Below are 18967 nucleotides of genomic sequence, written 5' to 3' on the forward strand. Positions count from 1 at the left end.
CTGTTGTTGCATGGCATCATGCGCGCCCTTGCCCGCCCACCCGGCGGGCCGGACACGCGCCATGCGCCGGTCACCCTCCGACCGCATGGCAGGAAAGGATCCAATGATGGACACCCCGAACACCGCGGCCCTGCGCCGCACCCCGTTTCATCCGCTGCACCTGGCCGCGGGCGCGAAGATGGTCGCCTTCGCCGGCTGGGACATGCCCATCCAGTACGCCCCGGGCATCCTGCAGGAACACCTCCATACGCGCGCCCACGCAGGCCTGTTCGACGTGTCCCACATGGGGCAGATCGAAGTCAGCGGCCCCGGCGCCTGCGCCTGGCTGGAATCGCTCACCACCGCCGACCTGGTCGCGCTGCCGGACGGCCGTCAGACCTACTCGCTGCTGCCGAACACCGCCGGCGGGCTGATCGACGATCTGATGATCCAGCGCATGGGCGACACCTTCCACGTGGTCTGCAACGCCTCGCGCCTGGCCGACGTGCTCGCCCAGTTCGATGCCCACCCGCCGGGCAACGACTGCAGCTGGCGCCTGCGTGACGACCGTGTGCTGCTCGCGCTACAGGGCCCGGACGCCGAAGCGGTGCTGCAGCCCTACGGCGACCTGACCGGCATGCGCTTCCTCGACGTGCGCGAATTCAACGACGGCGCGCGGGTCAGCCGCAGCGGCTATACCGGCGAGGACGGTTTCGAGATTTCGCTGCCGGCCGAAACCGGTCCCGCCTTCGCCGAACGCCTGCTCGAACATCCGCACGTGCGCTGGATCGGTCTCGGCGCGCGCGACACGCTGCGGCTGGAAGCCGGCATGTGCCTGTACGGCAACGACATCGACGCGACGACGACGCCGGTGTCGGCGGCCATAGGCTGGGCGGTCGCGCCGGCGCGGCGGGCCGGTGGCGTACGCGCCGGCGGTTTCCCGGGGGCGGCGGTCATCCTCGGCGAATTCGCCGCGCCGCCGGCGCGGGTGCGCGTCGGCCTGCTGCCGGAAGGCCGCGCGCCGCAGCGCGCAGGCGCTGCGGTGGTCGATGCCGACGGCCGCCAGATCGGCGTCATCAGCAGCGGCAATCACAGCCCGACGCTGGGCCGGCCGATCGCGATGGCCTATATCGAGCGCGCCGCCAAGCTGGCTGGCACGCCGCTGTTCATCGAATCGCGCGGGCAGAAGGTGCCGGCCGCACCCGCCACCATGCCCTTCGTACCGAACCGCTACAGGCGCTGACGCCCGACCGCACACAGCGACGCTTCTTTTTTCTGCTGAACCTCGACTCCGGTCAGACGTCGACATGACGCGAGACCGGTACCTTCACCAAAGGACCGCCAGAAGCGGCCCGGAAAGGACTGTTGAACCATGGACAAGCGTCCCTCCCTCGAAGCGCTGGAAGACCGCGGCGACTTCATCCGCCGTCACATCGGCCCCGACGAACGCGACCTCGCCGTCATGCTGGCTGCGCTCGACGTCGCCAGCCTGGACGAACTGATCGCCCAGACCATACCCGCCGACATCCAGCTCGACGCGCCGCTGAACCTGCCGGCGCCGCGTTCGGAACGCGTGGTCGACGACGCGCTGCGCCGCATGTTCGCGCGCAACGAACTGCACACCAGCCTGATCGGCATGGGCTATTACGACACCATCACGCCCAATGTCATCAAGCGCAACGTGCTGGAAAACCCGGGCTGGTACACCGCCTACACGCCCTACCAGGCCGAGATTTCGCAGGGACGTCTCGAAGCGCTGCTGAATTTCCAGCAGATGGTGATCGACCTGACCGGCCTGCCGGTGGCCAACGCCTCGCTGCTCGACGAAGCCACCGCCGCCGCCGAGGCGATGACGATGGCGCACCGCATTTCGAAGGTGAAGACGCCGCGTTTCATCGTCGATGCCGACACCCATCCGCAGACGCTGGCGGTGGTGCGCACGCGCGCCGCGCCGCTGGGCATCGAGGTCGTCGAGTGCGATCCGTGGGCCGGCATCGACGGCGAGTATTTCGGCGTGCTGCTGAGCTATCCCGGCTCCAGCGGCCGGCTGCGCGACCCCTCGCCGGTGATCGCGGCGGCGCGCGCCGCTGGTGCGCTGTCGGCGGTGGCGGCCGACCCGCTGGCGCTGGTGCTGCTGAAGGAGCCCGGCGCCATGGGTGACGGCGGCGCCGACATCGTATTCGGCAGCGCTCAGCGCTTCGGTGTGCCGATGGGCTACGGCGGCCCGCACGCCGCCTTCTTCGCCTGCCGCGACGAGCACAAGCGGCAGATGCCGGGCCGCATCATCGGCGTATCGACCGACGCCAACGGCCGGCCGGCACTGCGCATGGCGCTGCAGACGCGCGAACAGCACATCCGCCGCGAAAAGGCGAACAGCAATATCTGCACGGCGCAGGTGCTGCTGGCGGTGATCGCGTCGTTCTACGCGGTCTATCACGGCCCGAACGGTCTGCGCACGATTGCCGAACGCACGCACCGGATGGCCGTGCTGTTCGCGCAGGGCCTGCGCGAACTGGGCTTCGACGTCGTGCATGAGCGCTTCTTCGACACCGTGCAGGTGCGCGTGCCGGGCATCGCCCGCCGCATCGCCGCCCGCGCGCGCGAAGCCGGTTTCAACCTGCACGTGATCGACGCCGACCACCTGTCGGCCGCCTTCGACGAAACCTCGCGCCGCAGCGAACTGAAGCGCCTGCTGGCCTGCTTCGCGACGCGCGCCGACAGCGTGCTCGACCTCGCCGAGATGGACGGCCGCGTCGCCGACTGCATCCCGGCGGAGCTGCGCCGCGAGTCGGCCATCCTGACGCACCCGGTTTTCCAGCGCTATCACTCGGAAACCGAAATGATGCGCTACATGCGCCGGCTGGCCACGCGCGACATCGCGCTCGACCGGGCGATGATTCCGCTCGGCTCGTGCACGATGAAGCTCAATTCGACCACCGAAATGACGCCGGTCACCTACCGGCTGTTCGCAGCGCTCCACCCCTTCGTGCCGCTGGAACAGGCACAGGGCTATCAGCAGCTGTTCGAGGAGCTGGAAGAGCGGCTGTGCGAAATCACCGGCTTCGCTGCGATGTCCTTCCAGCCGAACGCCGGCTCTCAGGGCGAGTACGCCGGTCTGCTGGTGATCCGCAAATACCACCAGACGCGTGGCGAAGGTCACCGCAACGTCTGCCTGATTCCGGCCTCCGCGCACGGCACCAATCCGGCGAGCGCGGTGCTGGCCGGCATGGAAGTGGTCGTCGTCGCCTGCGACGCGCTGGGCAATGTCGACTTCGCCGACCTGAAGGCCAAGGCGGAACAGCATGCCGACCGACTGGCCGCGCTGATGATGACCTACCCGTCCACGCACGGCGTGTTCGAGGAAGGCGTGCGCGACATCTGCGCACTGATCCACGCGCACGGCGGCCAGGTCTACATGGATGGCGCCAACATGAACGCGATGGTGGGCCTGGTGCGTCCGGGCGACATCGGCTTCGACGTATGCCACCTGAACCTGCACAAGACCTTCTGCATCCCGCACGGCGGCGGCGGTCCGGGCATGGGCCCGATCGGCGTGGCGCCTCACCTCGCCCCCTTCCTGCCGGACCATCCGGTGGTGCAGGGCGTGAATCCGGTGGCCGGACCGGCCGGCACCATCGGTGCCGTGTCCGCCGCGCCCTGGGGCTCGGCCAGCATCCTGCCCATCGTGTGGGCCTATATCGCGCTGATGGGCGCAGCCGGCCTGAAGCGCGCGACCCAGGTGGCGATACTGAATGCCAACTACATCGCGCAGAAGCTGGCGCCGCACTACCCGGTGCTCTATACCGGCAAGCACGGCCGCGTCGCGCACGAGTGCATCGTCGATCTGCGACCGCTGAAGGACGCGAGCGGCGTGACGGTCGAAGACGTGGCCAAGCGGCTGATGGATTACGGCTTCCACGCACCGACCGTGTCCTTCCCGGTGCCGGGCACGCTGATGATAGAACCGACCGAGAGCGAGAACCGCGCCGAGATCGATCGCTTCTGTGACGCGATGATTGCCATCCGCGCCGAGATCGCCGACATCGAGGCGGGCCGCGCCGACCGCGAGAACAATCTGCTGAAGCACGCGCCGCATACGCACGAACTGCTGATCGCCGACGAGTGGACGCGCCCCTACAGCCGGCGCGCCGCCTTCTTCCCGAGCGAATCGGTGGACCGCGACAAGTACTGGCCGCCGGTCGCGCGTGTCGATAACGTTGCCGGTGATCGCAATCTGGTGTGCACCTGCCCGCCGCTGTCGGAGTACCAGTAGGCGCAGGCTGCGTCCGCGACGGGGCAGTCGATCGGGTGCCACCCTGCCTGCAGGGCGGCGCCCGATTGCAAAACTGTGTCATGTCATCGCGGCGTAACCTTGTCGAAACATCCTGTTGCTGTGATTGCGCGTCCGCAAGACGCGTTTCGCCCAACAACAACAGGAGTTCGTCATGGTCAGAAAAATCACCGCCGCGGCCATCGCCGCGCTGTTCGTTCCGGTCGCCCAGGCAGCCGATGCCGTCAGCTGGGAAAAGCTGTGGACCTTCACCCACGGCGCCGCCACCAGCGTCGCCGGGCAGACCTCGGAAATCGTCGCCTTCGACAGCCTCAACAACGAACTGTGGGTGGCGGGCCTGAAGGGCATCGACATCCTGAGCGCAGCGACCGGCAGCTTCGTGCAGCACATCGACACCACCGCCTGGGGTGAGCTGAACAGCGTCGCCGTCCGTAACGGCGTGGCCGCCTTCGCCATCGCGGCACCGGTCAAGACCGCCGCCGGCACCGTGCTCACCTTCGACACGACCAGCCGCAGCATGCTCAACAGCTACTCGGTCGGCGCCCTGCCGGACATGGTCACCTTCACGCCCGACGGTCGCATCATGACCGCCAACGAAGGCGAACCGCTGGCGCTGACCGCCTCCACCACGCAGGAGGCACGCGGCTCGATCAGCATCATCGACACCACGCGCGATGCGGTCACCACGCTGGGCTTCAGCGCCTACGACGGCAGCAGCGGCATCGGCCGCATCGTCACGCCGGGCAGCAAGCCCTCGCTCGACTGGGAACCCGAGTACATCGCGGTGGCGAAGGACGGCAAGAGCGCCATGGTGACGCTGCAGGAAGCGAACGCGGTGGCGATGATCGATCTGACGACGAACTCGATCACCAGCGTGAAGTCGCTCGGCCTGAAGGACTTCAGCCTGCCGCAGAACGCGATCGACACCTCGGACCGCGACGGCCCGGGCAATACGGCGCTGACCGGCAATTACCGCACTGTGCCGGTCAAGGGCATGTACATGCCGGATGCCATCGCCGCCTACAGCAGCGGCGGCAAGACCTACTACGTCACCGCCAACGAAGGCGACTCGCGCAACCTCGACGACGCGATCCCCGGCGCCTTCAACGAGGAGATCCGCGTCGGCTCCGGCAGCTACGTGCTCGATCCGACCGTGTTCCCGAACGCGGCCGACCTGAAGAAGAATGCCAACCTGGGCCGCCTGACGGTGACGACCTCCGGCGGCGACCTCGACGGCGATGGCGACTACGACGAAATCCACACCTTCGGCGGCCGCTCCTTCTCCATCCTGGACGAGAACGGCAACATGGTGTTCGACAGCGGCAACCAGCTCGAAGCGCTGTTGCTGGCGCAGTTCCCGGGGCTGATCGACGACGGTCGCAGCGACAACAAGGGCGTCGAGCCGGAAGGCGTGACGCTGCTCGAAGTGGGCGACCGCACGCTGGCCTTCATCGGCTTCGAACGTTCGCTGCAGAGCGTGATCGCGATCTACGACGTGACCGATCCGACCGCCGCCACCTTCCTCGACTTCATCGTCGACGCCGACTCGCTGTCGCCGGAGGGCCTGAGCGCCTTCGAGTACGACGGCAAGCTCTTCCTCGCAGTGGCCAACGAAGTGTCCGGCACGACCTCGATGTTCTCGATCAGCGCCGTACCGGAACCGGAAACCTACGCCATGCTGCTGGCCGGCCTCGGCATGATCGGCCTGGCCGCGAAGCGTCGCATGCGCTGATCGCCCGGCGCCCCGTGTCGCAGCCTCGGCCGCGACGCGAGCGCCGTGATCGGGTGACCGGCTTGACCTTGCTCAAGCCGGCACCCGGTACGGCCAGCTATGGTGTCGCCCACACTCCGCCGGTCCGTACACCATGATGCTTTCCCCTTCCGAAGTTTCCGCCGTCACGTCGGCGGTCAGTCCGCATGCCGAGCAGTTCGCGCGCAGCGGCCTGCAGCCGCTGAAACTGGGCGGACGCACGCTGCTGCCCATCGTGCAGGGCGGCATGGGTGTCGGCGTGTCGGCACACCGGCTGGCCGGCACCGTGGCACAGCAGGGGGGTGTCGGCACCATTTCGTCGGTGGACCTGCGCCGTCATCACCCGGACCTGATGGAACGCACACGCGGCCTGCGCGGCGACGAGGCCAAACAGCAGATCAACGCCGCCAACGTCGAAGCCCTGCAACGTGAGATCGCGGCGGCGAAGGAAATTTCTGGCGGTCGCGGCATGCTGGCGGTGAATGTGATGCGTGCCGTCAGCGCCTACGCCGAACACGTGAAGACCGCGCTGCAGGCCGGCATTGACGCCATCGTCGTCGGCGCCGGTCTGCCGCTGGATCTGCCCGAGCTGGCGCGCGAACACCCGAAGGCGGCGCTCATCCCCATCCTGTCCGACGCGCGCGGCGTGCAGCTCATCGTGCGCAAGTGGGAACGCAAGCAACGCGCGCCTGACGCCGTGGTGCTCGAACATCCGGGCTGGGCGGCCGGCCACCTCGGCGCGGCCAAGGTCGAAGACACCAGCGACCCGCGCTTCGATTTCGAACGCGTGGTGCCGGAAACGCTGGAAGTGCTGCACAAGGCCGGCCTCGACGGGCAGGTGCCGGTCATCGTCGCAGGTGGCCTGCGCACGCACGAAGACATCCGCCGCATGCAGGCGCTCGGCGCCTCGGCGGTGCAGTTCGGCACTTCGTTCGCGGTGACCGAGGAATGTGACGCCGACGACGCCTTCAAGCACGTGCTGGCCGAGGCGCGCGACGAGGATCTGGTCGAATTCACCAGCGTGGCCGGTCTGCCGGCGCGCGCGGTCCGCACGCCCTGGCTGCAGAAATACCTGTCGCTGATCGACCGAACGCAGGCGGTGGCGCACGCCAAGTCGCGCTGCGCCAAGAGTTTCGACTGCCTCGCCCAGTGCGGGCTGCGCGACGGCCTGATCGGCTGGGGCCAGTTCTGCATCGATCACCAGCTGGCCGCCGCGCTGAAGGGTGACCTGAAGACCGGCCTCTTCTTCCGCGGCCGCGGCGCCCTGCCCTTCGGCAACCAGATCCGCAGCGTGCGCGCGTTGTTCGACTACCTGCTCACGCCCGTGGCCGCGTAAGCCAGGCGTGGATCGCCATGCCGGCGATCATTGCCAGCACGAACACCACGGCCGGCGCCGAACCCGTACCCAGCGACACCAGCGCCGGGCCCGGACAGTAGCCTGCAAGCCCCCAGCCGACACCGAAGGTCAGGCTGCCCAGCACCAGCGGCGCGTCGATCTGCGTGGCGCTGGGCAGCGCCAGCGCGCAACCCGCCCAGGCGGTGCTGCGCTTTCTGGCCATCGTGAAGGCGGGCAATGCGGCGCCGATGGCCCCGGCCATGACCAGCGCCAGCGACGGATCCCAGCTGCCGGCCAGATCCAGAAAGCCGATCACCTTGGTCGGGTTGGCCATGCCGGACAGCAGCAGGCCGATGCCGAACAACAGCCCGGCGACGAGTGCGATCAGCGCTTGCATGTTCAGGCTCCCAGCAGGTGACGGACGACGTAGACGGTGGCGAAACCGGCGCCCATGAAGGCCAGCGTGGCCACCAGCGAGCGCGGCGACAGGCGCGACAGGCCGCACACGCCGTGGCCGCTGGTGCAGCCCGAGCCGTAGCGCGTGCCGATGCCGACCAGCAGTCCGGCGACGACCAGCATGCCGCCGCCGGTCACCGGCTGCGCCTCTGGCAGCGCGGCAAACAGCCGCCACAGCAGGGGCGCGGACAGCAATCCGCCGAGGAAGGCCAGACGCCAGGTCGTGTCCAGGCCACCCGGCTTGAGCAGACCGCCGACGATGCCGCTGATGCCGGCCACCCGCCCGCTGCCCAGTATCAGCAATGCGGCCGACAGGCCGATCAGCACGCCGCCGGCCAGTGAACTCCACGGCGTGAAGGCGTCCCAGGCGATGTTCATCGTGTGTCTCCATCAGGGTGGGCGCAGAAGCGCGCGTGCAGCGTCTGCATGAGCGCCAGCGCGTCGTCGCTGGCGATGCGGTAGTGGATGTACTTGCCGTCGCGCCGCGTATCGACCAGACCTTCGCGCCGCAGCACACCGAGCTGCTGCGACAGCGTCGGCTGAACGATGCCCAGCGCCTGCTCCAGCTCGCCCACCGTGTGTTCGCGTTCGGCCAGCCGGCACAGCAGCACCAGCCGGTCTTCGTGCGCCAGCACGCGCAGCAGCGCGCAGGCGCGCGAAGCGGAGCTGCGCAGATCGTCGAGCGTTGGTGTATCCATGGCTAACAATATATCTGTTGATATATTGTTTTTCAATAGAGTGTCGGGCTCGGTCCTGCGTCGGTACTCAGCCGCCGGGCAGGTTGCGCTCGATCTGCTCGCGCAGCCGGTCCTCCTGCGCGCGCAGTTCGGGCGTCATCGCGTCGCCGAAGTCGTCGGCTTCGAAAATCTGCCGGATCTCGATTTCCGACTCGCCCGGCATCGGGTTGGGACAGCGCTTCACCCAGGCGATGGCCTCCTGCAGCGATGCGCACCGCCAGATCCAGAAGCCGGCGATCAGCTCCTTGGTCTCCGCGAAGGGGCCATCGATGACGGTTCTTGCCGCTCCCGAGAAGCGCACGCGCGCCCCGCGCGAACTCGGGTGCAGCCCTTCACCGCCCAGCATGACGCCGGCCTTTACCAGTTCCTCGTTGAAGCGCCCCATCTCGGTCAGCAGCGCCTCGTCCGGCATCACGCCCGCCTCGCTGTTCGCGTCGGCCTTGATCAGCACCATGAATCGCATGTCGGTCTCTCCTTCAAGTGAGTGAGGGGTGTGTGCGGACGACGAAGCAGACGCGCAGGAATCGACAACGCCGGTGCATCCGGTGAACGACTTATTGCCGGTGTCGGCCCGCGCGCCGAGCATCCGCTCATTCCTCACTTCCCCGGGCGCCACCATGATCACGCTCCGTCAGCTCTACCGTTACCCCGTAAAGGGCCTTTCCGCAGAACCGCTCGCCCGCGTCGAGCTGCGCGCTGGCGAAGGCATGCCGCTGGACCGCCTGTACGCACTCACCAACGGCAGCTGGGACTTCGATGCCGGCAGCTACCAGCCACGTCCGAAGACCGACTTCATCGCACTGATGGACCACCCGGCACTGGCCGCGCTGACCACCCATCTCGACGACGACGCGCGTCGCCTCACCGTGCGCACGCCGGACGGTCGCTCGCTGCAGGTCGACCTCGACGACAGCGCCGCCTGCGCCCGCTTTGCCGATTTCGTCGCCCGCCACCTCGGCGCCCGCTTCGAAGGCCCGCCCACACTCGTCGCCGGCGAGGGCTTCCGCTTCACCGACGTGAGCGTGCTGTCGCACGGCATGATGAATGCGGTGTCGCTGATCAACCTCGCCACGGTGCGCCGCATCGGCGAGGAATGGGGCGTGGACATCGACCCCATCCGCTTTCGCGCAAACCTCTACATCGACGGCGCGGAGCCGTGGGCCGAGGCCAGCTGGCTGGATCGCGAGCTGACCATCGGCAGCGTGCGCCTGAAGGCCGTCATGCGCACCCCGCGCTGCGCCGCCACCGGCGTGAATCCGCTCACCGCGGTGCGCGACATGACCATTCCGGCGACCATGATGGAGCGCTACGGACATCGCGACCTCGGCATCTATCTGGAGGTGCTGGCAGGCGGAACGATAGGTCCTGGCGCAGAGGTGGAGGTGCTCTAGCCGGTCCGGCGCGTAGGACTCTGCCGACAGCCGCCGGACCGTCCCGCCGCCTACCATCCACCCATCCCAAAGGGGAGTAGCTCCATCCGCCGTGTCGTCATTACGGTCCGCCCGACTGCGAGGCGGGCCCGGCACGCCGGGCGGACGTTCGCGCGATGCGATCGTCCGCGAGCAAGACCTTTGCCGCGATGGCAAAGGTCGTTCCGTTTCGCCGGACCGTCCGCGCCAGCGCGTGGATGGCGCGTCGCACCCGCGGCGCAGGGCGAAACGACACAGGAACTCCCTTTTCATGGAAACAATCGGCACCTGGTGGATGTGGGCGGGCTTTTTCGGCATCGTCCTGGTCATGCTGGCGATCGACCTCTTCGTGGTCGGCGGCGGCAAGCGGCATCGCGTGAGCGTGAAGGAAGCGGCCGTCTGGTCGGGCATCTGGGTCATCGTATCGATGACCTTCGCGGCCCTGCTGTGGGCCTACCTCACCGGCACCGCAGGACGCGAAGTAGCGGACGAGAAGGCGCTGGAGTACATCACCGGCTACCTGATCGAAAAATCCCTGGCCATCGACAACGTGTTCGTATGGCTGATGCTGTTCAGCTTCTTCCACATCCCGCTGGAGCTGCAGAAGCGCGTGCTGGTGTACGGTGTACTCGGCGCGATCGTCATGCGTACCGGCATGATCTTCGCCGGGGTGTGGCTGATCAACCAGTTCCACTGGCTGCTCTATGTGTTCGGTGCCTTCCTGCTGGTCACCGGCGTGAAGATGTGGTTCATGGCCGAACACTCGCCGGATCTGGAGCGGAATCCGGTGATCCGCTGGATACGCGGTCACATGAAGGTGACCGACCAGCTGCACGGCGAGCGCTTCTTCGTCATGAAGGAGGACGGCGGCCGCCTGGTGCGCTACGTCACGCCGCTGTTCCTCGTGCTGGTGCTGGTCGAGCTGACCGACCTCATCTTCGCGGTGGACTCGATTCCGGCGATATTCGCCATCACCACCGACCCTTTCATCGTGCTCACGTCCAATGTGTTCGCCATCCTCGGCCTGCGCTCGATGTACTTCCTGCTGGCCGACATGGCCGACCGGTTCTCGCTGCTGAAGTACGGCCTGGCGCTGGTGCTGGTGTTCGTCGGCACGAAGATGCTGCTGATCGACCTGGTGAAGATCCCGGTCCTGCTGTCGCTCGGCGTGGTGGCGGTCATCATCGGCGGCTCGGTGCTGCTGTCGCTGAAGCGCTCCGCGCGCGCACAGGATGCGCGGCCGGCGGGACGCTGACGGCGGGCCCCGGCATCCCCGGGGCTTGCGTGCGATCAATGCGGCGACGACGATTGCAGGCATGCTTGCGTTATCTGCCCTGCCTGCGGAGCTCCGAACGCGATGACCGATTCCCCTGACGCACGCCTGCGCAACGCGCTGTCGACGCAGCGCGCCCTTGCCTTGCTGGACGACAGCGCCCGCGACGCACTCGCCGCCAGCGCCCGCGTGATCGCGCTCGACGGCGACGCGGCGGTCGATGCCGACGCGCTCTACCTGCTGCTCGAAGGCCACATCGACCTGATCGACGCCGACCACGGCGGGCGCGTCGCGCTCGCGCCGGGCGAGCTGTTCGGTTACGGCACCGCCGCCCGCGTACCGGAGCCGTGGACGGCGCGCGCCGACCGCGGTGCCACGGTCGCCCGCTTTGCAGCCGCCGACATCGACGCCGCCTGCGCCGCCCACCCGGCGCTACGCGCCTTCATCTTGCCAGGCGGCGCCGCTGTGAATGCGCGCAGCACCGACCCGCACCTGAACCTGATGACGACGCCGGTACGGGCGCTGGTCAAGCGGGCACCGATCACGCTGGCGCCTGGCACCACCATACGCGCGGCGGCTCAGCTGATGCGCGAGCAGCGCGTGTCGTCGGTGCTCATCGTCGACGAAGCCGGCCATCTGTACGGCCTGGTGACCGACCGCGACCTGCGCAACCGCGCCGTCGCCCAGGGGCTGGACATCGAGCGGCCGGTGATCGACATCGCCACCGTCGCACCGATGACGATGGACGTGCGCAAGCCCGCCTTCGACGCGCTGCTGCTGATGGCTCGCCACAACATCCACCACGTGCCGGTGATGGACGGCGATCGCGTCGCCGGCATGATCACCGCCACCGACCTGACCGAACAGCACAGCACCTCGGCCGTCTATCTGGCCGGCGACATCTACAAGCAGACCACGGTCGAGGGCCTGGCCGCCGCCGCCTCACGCGTGCGCCAGCTGCAGCAGAACCTGGCCGCCGCCGGCGCCACCGCCTACAGCACCGGCCACATCATCACCGCGGTGACCGACGCCATCACCTGCCGGCTGGTGCAGCTGGCCGAAGCGAAGTTCGGTCCGGCGCCGGTGGACTACGTATGGGTGGCCGCCGGCTCGCAGGCACGCAGCGAACAGACGGCCAAGTCGGACCAGGACAACTGCCTGGTGATCGACGACAGCTACGACGCCGCCATGCACGGCGACTATTTCAAGGCCTTCGCCACCTGGGTGTGCGACGGCCTGGACGCCTGCGGCTACATCCACTGCCCCGGCGAAATGATGGCGATGACCGACCAGTGGCGGCAGCCCAAGGCGCGCTGGATGCAGTACTTCCGCAAATGGGTGGACCAGCCGGAGCCGAAGGCGCTCATGCTCACCTGTGTGTTCTTCGACCTGCGCGCCATCTACGGCAAGACCACGCTGCTCGACGAACTGCGCCGCGACGTGCTCGCACACACGCGCGACAACCGCATCTTCCTCGCGTACATGGTGGGCAATGCGCTGAGTCACACGCCGCCGCTGGGGCTGTTCCGCAGCCTGTCGACGATACGCAGCGGCGACAACAAGGGCACGCTGGACCTCAAGCACAACGGCATCGTGCCAGTGGTCGATCTGGCGCGCGTCTATGCGCTGGCCGGCGGCCACGACGCGGTCAACACGCACGATCGGCTGGCCGTCGCCGCCGCCAGCGGCGAAATCAGCGAACAGGCCGCGCGTGACCTGCGCGACGCGCTGGAATTCATCGCCACGCTGCGCATCCAGCATCAGGCCCGCCAACTCGCCGCCGGCCTGAACGCCGACAACTTCCTGCGCCCGGACGAACTGTCGAATTTCGAACGCAGCCAGCTCAAGGACGCCTTCAGCGTCGTGCAGTCGCTGCAGAACGTGCTGGGACAGCGCTATCAGGCGGGGCGATTTTGAGCGTTACACGAGGTTCGGTCCGCCGGGCGGCAAAGGATCAGCCGCGGCGCGTCCCACTGCGAACAACGTTCATTTGTGACCGGCGTAAAGCCGCGATTCCGCCAGAACCTCTCCGAACTACGTGGAGCGCACTGGACCTCGATGAACTCTGCGCCCATCGCAAACAACCGTTCGGTGACGTCGTCAGCTAGCAACTTGCCAAGCCCGCGTCCACGCAGCTCGGGCCTGACTTCGAGAAGATCGATTGCAGAGCCGATCGGTTTTCTATTGTGCACAACGAATCCGGCAATCTGGCCCTCACAGAACGCACAGTAAACTTCTCCAGCCTGAAATGACGAGACGATTACATCTCGATGACAGTAGAAGCCTTCGCCGCACTGCTCCTCTTCCGCCCTGAGCCAAGCGAACATTTCCGCAAGATGCTCTTCTCTGGCTTCAGCGATCTGAATGTTCACTGTCGAGGTCCTGCATCGCCTGAATGATCAGTACCTGATCCGCGCGTAATACGTTTCCTGCGCCGCTTCCATCGCCTGCCCCAGCGTGTGGATGCCCTTCTCGGCGAGCAGCGGTATCAGCTTCAGGAACACTTCGGCGGTGACGATGGCGTCGCCGAGCGCGGTGTGGCGGCCGATCACGGTGATGTTGAAACGTTCGGCAATGGCTTCCAGCCGATGCGACTCCTGGTTCGGGTGCACCAGCGCCGACAGCAGCAGCGTGTCGAGCACCGGCTGCTCGAAACGCACGCCGGTGCGGGCCTCCTTCAGTTGCAGGAAACGCATGTCGAAGGCGGCGTTGTGGGCGACCAGCACGGTGTCCTGGGCGAAGGTGTGGAAGGCGGGCAGCACGCGGTCTATCGTCGGCTGACCGGCCACCATGTCAGGCGTGATGCCGTGAATCGGGATCGATGCCGCCGGAATGCCGCGCTGCGGATCCACCAGCTGTTCGAAACTTTCCTGCCGCAGCAGCTTGCCGTTGACCACGCGGGCGGCGCCGATCTGGATGATTTCGTCGCCCTCGCCCGGGTTCAGGCCGGTGGTTTCGGTGTCGAACACGGTGTAGGCCAGTTCGGTCAGCGGCCGATCGGCCAGTTCGCGGCTCGACTCGGTGGCGCGGAACAGGTCGAAGTCGTAGTACTCGGGCCGGCTGCCCTGTGGAACGAAAGTGGCGACGTCAAGCTGTTCGCGCTCGCTGGCCAGCGGCAGCAGGAAGCGGAAGAAGGCACGATGGCGCACCCGCTCGCGCTCCAGCCAGAACTCTCCGCCATGCCGTTCGACCACGTCGCGCACTGACAGCGGCGAGCGCTCGCCGCCGGCCGTCATCGCGTCCATCTGCCAGCTCATGACGGTTTCGGTGCTCATGGTCTGGCCCTGCCAGATCAGGTCGAGGTGGGCGCGATTGTCTTGCGGTGCGGCGGCCAGCCTGAGCATGACGACGCGGATGTCGTACTCGTCGGCCAGCCGCTCGGCCAGGCAGGCCAGCGCCTGCAGCAGCGAAAAGCTGTCGACCTTGAGCCACAGCGTCGTGTCGATGTCGTCCAGCTGCACGCGCGGGCCCTTCAACGCCTCGATGCGGCGCATTGCCGCCGACAGCAGATCGGCGCCCAGCATGTCCTCCAGCGGCCAGCGCGCCTTCAGACCGCGCGTCGCCTCGTCGGCCAGATCGCGGATGCGCCGGCTCATCGCGCCGACCTCGTCGCGGATGACGCCGTGAAAGCGCTCGCGCATGGCCGGTTCGAGGTCGGGGTAGTCCAGCATGTCGATGGCTGCCTGCATATTGGCGAGCGAGGCGCGACTGCCTTCGGTCAGCCCGAGCAGCAGGCGGTCGCGCTCCGAATCCTCCTCGAAGTCACGCGTGATGTTGTCCAGCATCAGCACGAAACCGCTGATCGCACTGTCGCCGTCGTCGCCGCTGCGCACCGGCGTCATCTGCGCGCGCAGCAGCTGGCCGGCACGCGTGGTGGTGACGAACTGCGCCGACGGGCTGGCAACGCCGCGCTGCATGCGCTGGCCGATGTTCTCCAGCGCATGAGCGACCAGCTTGCGGTCGAACACGGTGTAGATCGAGCGGCCGAGGCCGATCAGTTCGGCGCCGTCGGCCAGACGCGGCGCGTCGGACAGCGCACGGAACTGCAGCCGCGCGCGATTGTTGTAGAGCAGGATGCGACCGTCGAGATTGCACACGACGACCGACTGCGTCAGTTCCGACATCAGCGCGGCGAGCCGGCTGCGTTCCTGTTCGACGTTACGGCTGGCGGCGCGCACCTGTTCGGCGATGTCGGCGCGCAGCCGCGCGCGCTGTTCGACAAAGCCGGCGATGACGTCGGCCAGCGCGCGGTTCTCGGCGTCGCCCTGCGGTGTCAGTGTGCGCTCGGCATCGGTGCCGAGCACGATGCGCGCCTCGTCCACCAGTCGCGCCGGCGCGACGATGTAGCGGCGGTACAGCTGGTTCAGCCCGGCCGCGGCCAGCATCAGCACGAACAGCAGCGTCATCAGCGCCAGCGGCATGCGCCCGCCGAGCAGCGACAGCACGGTGTCGCGTTCGGCAGCATCCAGCGTGGACAGCAACAGCAGACAGGTCACCACCGCCCACAGCAGCAGCAGGCCGGCCAGCGCCGCCAGCACCTGCCAGAAGCGGCGATCGGGACGGCGGTTTGGATTCATCCGAGCATCTCGCGCACCTTCTGCACCAGTTCCCGCGTGGAGAAGGGTTTGGTCATGTAGGCGTCGGCGCCGAGCGCGAGACCCTTGGCGACGTCGGTGTCGCGACCCTTAGCAGTGAGCATCAGGATGCGCACCGCGCGCAGCGCGTCGTCGGCACGCACTTCCTGGCACACCTCGAAGCCGGTCTTGCCCGGCATCATGACGTCGAGCAGAACCAGTTCGGGCTGCTGTTCGCGTATGGCGGCCAGCGCCTCGACGCCGTCGCGCGCCACGCTGACGTCGAAGCCTTCGCGCTTCATCAGGAATTCGAGCGAGACGAGGATATTCGGCTCGTCGTCGGCAATCAGTATCTTGCTGCTCACTGGGGAGCTCCTCCTTGCTGTCCGCCCTGCACGGGGTTTGCGGTCGGATTGGCGGGTGCCTTACGGCCCTCTTCTGTCTGCCACGGTAGATGGAAAGCGAAGCAGGCGCCTTGGCCTGCATCAGATTCCAGCCACATTCTGCCGCCGAAATGCTCGACGATCTGTCGGCTGATCGGCAGGCCGAGTCCGGTGCCTTGCGGCCGGTTCACACCGTCGCCGCCCTGGCGGAATTTCTCGAACACCAGCGCGTGCTCGGCCGCCGGCACACCGGGGCCGTTGTCGCGCACCTCGACCGTGATGCCGCTGTCGTCGCTGCGCATGCGCACGTGGATGCGACCGCTGCCACGCGGCACGAACTTGGCGGCATTGGACAGCAGGTTCAGCAGCACCTGGGTGAGCCGATCGGGGTCGGCGCGCAGCGTCGGGACGGCGGGCGGCGCATCCAGCGTCACTTCGGCTCCGCGCTCGCGGAACACTTCGTGCGTCGTTTCGATCGCCTTCACCACCAGCGCCCGCAAATCGACGTCGGCGGTGTGCCATTCGGCGTGACCGGATTCGATCTTGGCCATGTCCAGCACCTGATTGACCAGGCGGCTCAGGCGCTCGGTCTCGGCCACCACGATGCCAAGAAAGTGCTGGCGCTGCGCACTGTCCATCTGCGGGTCGTCCACCATCAGCTCGGACAGCGCGCGGATCGAGGTCAGCGGCGTGCGCAGTTCGTGCGTGACCGAGGACATGAAGTCGTCCTTCAACCTGTCCAGGCTTTTGAGCTGTTCGTTGGCCGCGCGCAGTTCAGCGGTGGCACGCTCCAGCGATTGCGACTTCTCCTCCAGCGCGTGCGAATAGGCGCGCAGCTGCGACGCCTCATCGAGGATGCGCATCACGTCGTCGAGGTCCAGCGCCTCCTCCTCCACCACCGACGCCACCATGACGCGTGCCGACGCGCTGCCGATGGCGCCGGCGAGCTGGGTTTCGACGAACTGCACCAGCCGCGCGTCCGGCTTGATCTGCGCTACACCGGCTACACCGCTGCCGGCGGCATAGTCCTCGAACAGCTTCTGCGCGCGCGCAGCGCCCAGAAAGCGCGCGACCAGCGGCAACAGGTCGGCAACCTGGGCGCGCCCGCGCCAGAACACCGGCCGGCTGCCTTCGGTCCGTTCGAACACGTCGACGAACAGCAGCGCTTGGCTGGTTTCCGCCGCCGACGGCGTGCGCCACAGCGACACACCGACGTAGGCGCCGATATTGGCGAGCAGGCTCCAGAACAGCGAATGCGTCAGGTTGTCGAGACCGGCCAGGCCGAACAGCTGTTCCGGCTTCAGCAACTCGATGCCCCACGGACCGTGCGCGATGAAGGCGGCATCCATCCAGCCGGACTTGGCGATGGACGGCAGCATCAGCGTCCATGCCCACAGCGCGAAGCCCGCGCTGAGCCCGGCGAGCGCACCACCGCGGGTGCCGCCCTTCCAGTACATGCCACCGAGCGCGGCCGGCGCGAACTGCGCCACCGCGGCGAAACTGATCAGGCCGATGCTGACCAGCGCGTAGGCCTCGCCGGCGACGTGGAAGTAGATGTAGCCGAGCAGCATGACGCCGACTATGGCCGCGCGCCGGATGCCGAGCAGGATGCCGGTGAGGTCGCCGGCGGCGCGGGCGCCGAAACGACGGGTGCGCAGCAGCAGCGGCATCACCAGGTCGTTGCACACCATGGTCGACACCGCGATCGTTTCGACGATGACCATGCCGGTCGCCGCCGACAGGCCGCCGATGAAGGCGAACAGCGCAAGCGCGTGCCAGCCGCGGTCGAGCGGCAGCGACAGCACGAAGCTTTCGGCATTCATGTTGCCGGCGCCGAAGTGCAGCAGGCCGCCGAGCGCGATCGGCAGCACGAACACATTGATCAGCAGCAGATAGAGCGGGAACACCCACACTGCGCGGCGCAGGTGGCGCTCGTTCACGTTCTCGACGACCATCACCTGGAACTGGCGCGGCAGGAACACGACCGACAGCATCGACAGCACGGTCAGCGCGAACCACTGTTCGTAGGCGAAGGGGCGGCCCTGCTGCTCCAGACCGAGCAGCGGCGCGAGGTCGGGGTTGTCGAGTGCGCGCCCGAACAGGTCGGCCGGGCCATCGAACAGCGACCAGCAGACGAAGCTGCCGACGGCGATGAAGGCGATCAGTTTGACCACCGATTCGAAGGCGATGGCCGCCACCATGCCTTCGTGACGTTCGGTGGTGTCGAGGTGGCGGGTGCCGAACACCATGGTGAAACCTGCCAGCGCGAGCGCGACGTAGAGCGTGCTGTCGCGCCACCAGTCGGACGGACTGCCAACCGCCTCGCCCGGCACCGTGGTCATCACCGCGTAGCCGCTGGCGATGGCCTTCAGCTGCAGCGCAATGTAGGGAACGATGCCGACCACGGTGATCAGCGTCACCAGTCCGGCCAGCGTCGGACTTTTACCGTAGCGGCTGGCGACGAAGTCGGCGATCGACGTGATGCGGTAGCTGCGCGCGATGCGGATCATCTTGCGCACCACCATCCAGGCCAGAATCATCGCCAGCGTCGGACCAAGATAGATGGGCAGGAACCACACGCCTGAGGTCGACGCGCGGCCGACGCTGCCGAAGTAGGTCCATGCGGTGCAATAGACCGCCATCGAGGCGGCATACACCCAGGCGTTGTCGATGACCGAGCGTCCCTGTTGCGCGCGGTGGTCGCCGTACCATGCGACCGCGAACAGCAGCAGCAGGTAGGTGAAGGAGGCACCGACCAGCAGCGGTGCGGACAGCACGG

Annotated in this window: 15 protein-coding genes; 7 read left to right on the forward strand and 8 right to left on the reverse strand. The window is 67.5% G+C overall.

Features of this window, described 5'->3' with window-relative positions:
- Positions 1–103: 103 nt before the first annotated feature.
- From gcvT to METRZ18153_RS0118800, 4 genes are all read left to right on the forward strand, one after another.
- Positions 104–1222, forward strand: coding sequence for a glycine cleavage system aminomethyltransferase GcvT (gene gcvT, locus METRZ18153_RS0118785; protein WP_020166191.1), 1119 nt, complete (start codon positions 104–106; stop codon positions 1220–1222).
- 129 nt (positions 1223–1351) lie between these two features.
- Positions 1352–4252 carry an aminomethyl-transferring glycine dehydrogenase gene (gcvP, locus tag METRZ18153_RS0118790; RefSeq protein ID WP_020166192.1) on the forward strand — a complete coding sequence of 967 codons (2901 nt, stop codon included), beginning with the start codon at positions 1352–1354 and terminating at the stop codon, positions 4250–4252.
- 172 nt (positions 4253–4424) lie between these two features.
- Positions 4425–6002 carry a choice-of-anchor I family protein gene (locus tag METRZ18153_RS0118795; protein WP_020166193.1) on the forward strand — a complete coding sequence of 526 codons (1578 nt, stop codon included), beginning with the start codon at positions 4425–4427 and terminating at the stop codon, positions 6000–6002.
- A gap of 133 nt (positions 6003–6135) precedes the next feature.
- Complete coding sequence (locus METRZ18153_RS0118800) at positions 6136–7356, forward strand: NAD(P)H-dependent flavin oxidoreductase (protein WP_020166194.1); 1221 nt, start codon at positions 6136–6138, stop codon at positions 7354–7356.
- Here the strand turns inward: METRZ18153_RS0118800 and METRZ18153_RS0118805 are convergent.
- From METRZ18153_RS0118805 to METRZ18153_RS0118820, 4 genes are all read right to left on the reverse strand, one after another.
- Positions 7337–7753, reverse strand: a complete 417-nt coding sequence (locus METRZ18153_RS0118805) for a DUF6691 family protein (RefSeq protein ID WP_020166195.1) — start codon at positions 7751–7753, stop codon at positions 7337–7339. The two genes, METRZ18153_RS0118800 and METRZ18153_RS0118805, sit on opposite strands and share 20 nt — an antisense overlap.
- A 2-nt stretch (positions 7754–7755) precedes the next feature.
- Positions 7756–8190, reverse strand: coding sequence for a YeeE/YedE family protein (locus tag METRZ18153_RS0118810; RefSeq protein ID WP_020166196.1), 435 nt, complete (start codon positions 8188–8190; stop codon positions 7756–7758).
- Positions 8187–8510: an ArsR/SmtB family transcription factor gene (locus tag METRZ18153_RS0118815; RefSeq protein ID WP_020166197.1), complete on the reverse strand. Its 324-nt coding sequence runs from the start codon at positions 8508–8510 to the stop codon at positions 8187–8189. The genes METRZ18153_RS0118810 and METRZ18153_RS0118815 overlap by 4 nt, the downstream gene beginning before the upstream one ends.
- A gap of 67 nt (positions 8511–8577) precedes the next feature.
- Positions 8578–9012, reverse strand: a complete 435-nt coding sequence (locus METRZ18153_RS0118820; RefSeq protein ID WP_020166198.1) for a YciI family protein — start codon at positions 9010–9012, stop codon at positions 8578–8580.
- Between the two features lie 154 nt (positions 9013–9166).
- Between METRZ18153_RS0118820 and METRZ18153_RS0118825 the strand changes: the two genes are divergently transcribed.
- From METRZ18153_RS0118825 to METRZ18153_RS0118835, 3 genes are all read left to right on the forward strand, one after another.
- Complete coding sequence (locus METRZ18153_RS0118825; RefSeq protein ID WP_029143880.1) at positions 9167–9940, forward strand: MOSC domain-containing protein; 774 nt, start codon at positions 9167–9169, stop codon at positions 9938–9940.
- A gap of 289 nt (positions 9941–10229) precedes the next feature.
- A complete protein-coding gene (locus tag METRZ18153_RS0118830) occupies positions 10230–11213 on the forward strand; it encodes a TerC family protein (protein WP_020166200.1) in 984 nt (327 codons plus the stop codon).
- Between the two features lie 102 nt (positions 11214–11315).
- Positions 11316–13148 carry a putative nucleotidyltransferase substrate binding domain-containing protein gene (locus METRZ18153_RS0118835; RefSeq protein WP_020166201.1) on the forward strand — a complete coding sequence of 611 codons (1833 nt, stop codon included), beginning with the start codon at positions 11316–11318 and terminating at the stop codon, positions 13146–13148.
- On the opposite strand, the gene METRZ18153_RS20715 is transcribed toward METRZ18153_RS0118835, so the two are convergent.
- The 4 genes from METRZ18153_RS20715 to METRZ18153_RS0118850 are packed head-to-tail and all read right to left on the reverse strand — an operon-like array spanning position 13130 to position 18965.
- Positions 13130–13603: a GNAT family N-acetyltransferase gene (locus METRZ18153_RS20715; protein WP_081629114.1), complete on the reverse strand. Its 474-nt coding sequence runs from the start codon at positions 13601–13603 to the stop codon at positions 13130–13132. The two genes, METRZ18153_RS0118835 and METRZ18153_RS20715, sit on opposite strands and share 19 nt — an antisense overlap.
- A gap of 27 nt (positions 13604–13630) precedes the next feature.
- On the reverse strand, positions 13631–15808 hold the full coding sequence (locus tag METRZ18153_RS0118840; protein ID WP_020166202.1) for a 3'-5' exonuclease: 2178 nt from the start codon (positions 15806–15808) through the stop codon (positions 13631–13633).
- Positions 15805–16170 (reverse strand): response regulator transcription factor, encoded by a 366-nt coding sequence (locus METRZ18153_RS0118845; protein ID WP_020166203.1) that lies wholly within the window; start codon positions 16168–16170, stop codon positions 15805–15807. The genes METRZ18153_RS0118840 and METRZ18153_RS0118845 overlap by 4 nt, the downstream gene beginning before the upstream one ends.
- On the reverse strand, positions 16167–18965 hold the full coding sequence (locus tag METRZ18153_RS0118850) for a sensor histidine kinase (protein ID WP_020166204.1): 2799 nt from the start codon (positions 18963–18965) through the stop codon (positions 16167–16169). The genes METRZ18153_RS0118845 and METRZ18153_RS0118850 overlap by 4 nt, the downstream gene beginning before the upstream one ends.
- Between the last annotated feature and the right edge of the window lie 2 nt (positions 18966–18967).

This window comes from Methyloversatilis discipulorum (genome assembly GCF_000385375.1).
Classification (GTDB): domain Bacteria; phylum Pseudomonadota; class Gammaproteobacteria; order Burkholderiales; family Rhodocyclaceae; genus Methyloversatilis; species Methyloversatilis discipulorum_A.

What these genes read in the sequence shown, in the direction of transcription:
- gcvP (WP_020166192.1), top strand. Translation starts at nt 1,352, where the DNA reads ATGGACAAGCGTCCCTCCCTCGAAGCGCTGGAAGACCGCGGCGACTTC.
- METRZ18153_RS0118795 (WP_020166193.1), top strand. Translation starts at nt 4,425, where the DNA reads ATGGTCAGAAAAATCACCGCCGCGGCCATCGCCGCGCTGTTCGTTCCG.
- METRZ18153_RS0118840 (WP_020166202.1), bottom strand. Translation starts at nt 15,808, where the DNA reads ATGAATCCAAACCGCCGTCCCGATCGCCGCTTCTGGCAGGTGCTGGCG.
- METRZ18153_RS0118805 (WP_020166195.1), bottom strand. Translation starts at nt 7,753, where the DNA reads ATGCAAGCGCTGATCGCACTCGTCGCCGGGCTGTTGTTCGGCATCGGC.
- METRZ18153_RS0118820 (WP_020166198.1), bottom strand. Translation starts at nt 9,012, where the DNA reads ATGCGATTCATGGTGCTGATCAAGGCCGACGCGAACAGCGAGGCGGGC.
- METRZ18153_RS0118825 (WP_029143880.1), top strand. Translation starts at nt 9,167, where the DNA reads ATGATCACGCTCCGTCAGCTCTACCGTTACCCCGTAAAGGGCCTTTCC.
- METRZ18153_RS0118835 (WP_020166201.1), top strand. Translation starts at nt 11,316, where the DNA reads ATGACCGATTCCCCTGACGCACGCCTGCGCAACGCGCTGTCGACGCAG.
- METRZ18153_RS0118815 (WP_020166197.1), bottom strand. Translation starts at nt 8,510, where the DNA reads ATGGATACACCAACGCTCGACGATCTGCGCAGCTCCGCTTCGCGCGCC.
- METRZ18153_RS0118830 (WP_020166200.1), top strand. Translation starts at nt 10,230, where the DNA reads ATGGAAACAATCGGCACCTGGTGGATGTGGGCGGGCTTTTTCGGCATC.
- METRZ18153_RS0118800 (WP_020166194.1), top strand. Translation starts at nt 6,136, where the DNA reads ATGATGCTTTCCCCTTCCGAAGTTTCCGCCGTCACGTCGGCGGTCAGT.
- METRZ18153_RS0118810 (WP_020166196.1), bottom strand. Translation starts at nt 8,190, where the DNA reads ATGAACATCGCCTGGGACGCCTTCACGCCGTGGAGTTCACTGGCCGGC.
- gcvT (WP_020166191.1), top strand. Translation starts at nt 104, where the DNA reads ATGATGGACACCCCGAACACCGCGGCCCTGCGCCGCACCCCGTTTCAT.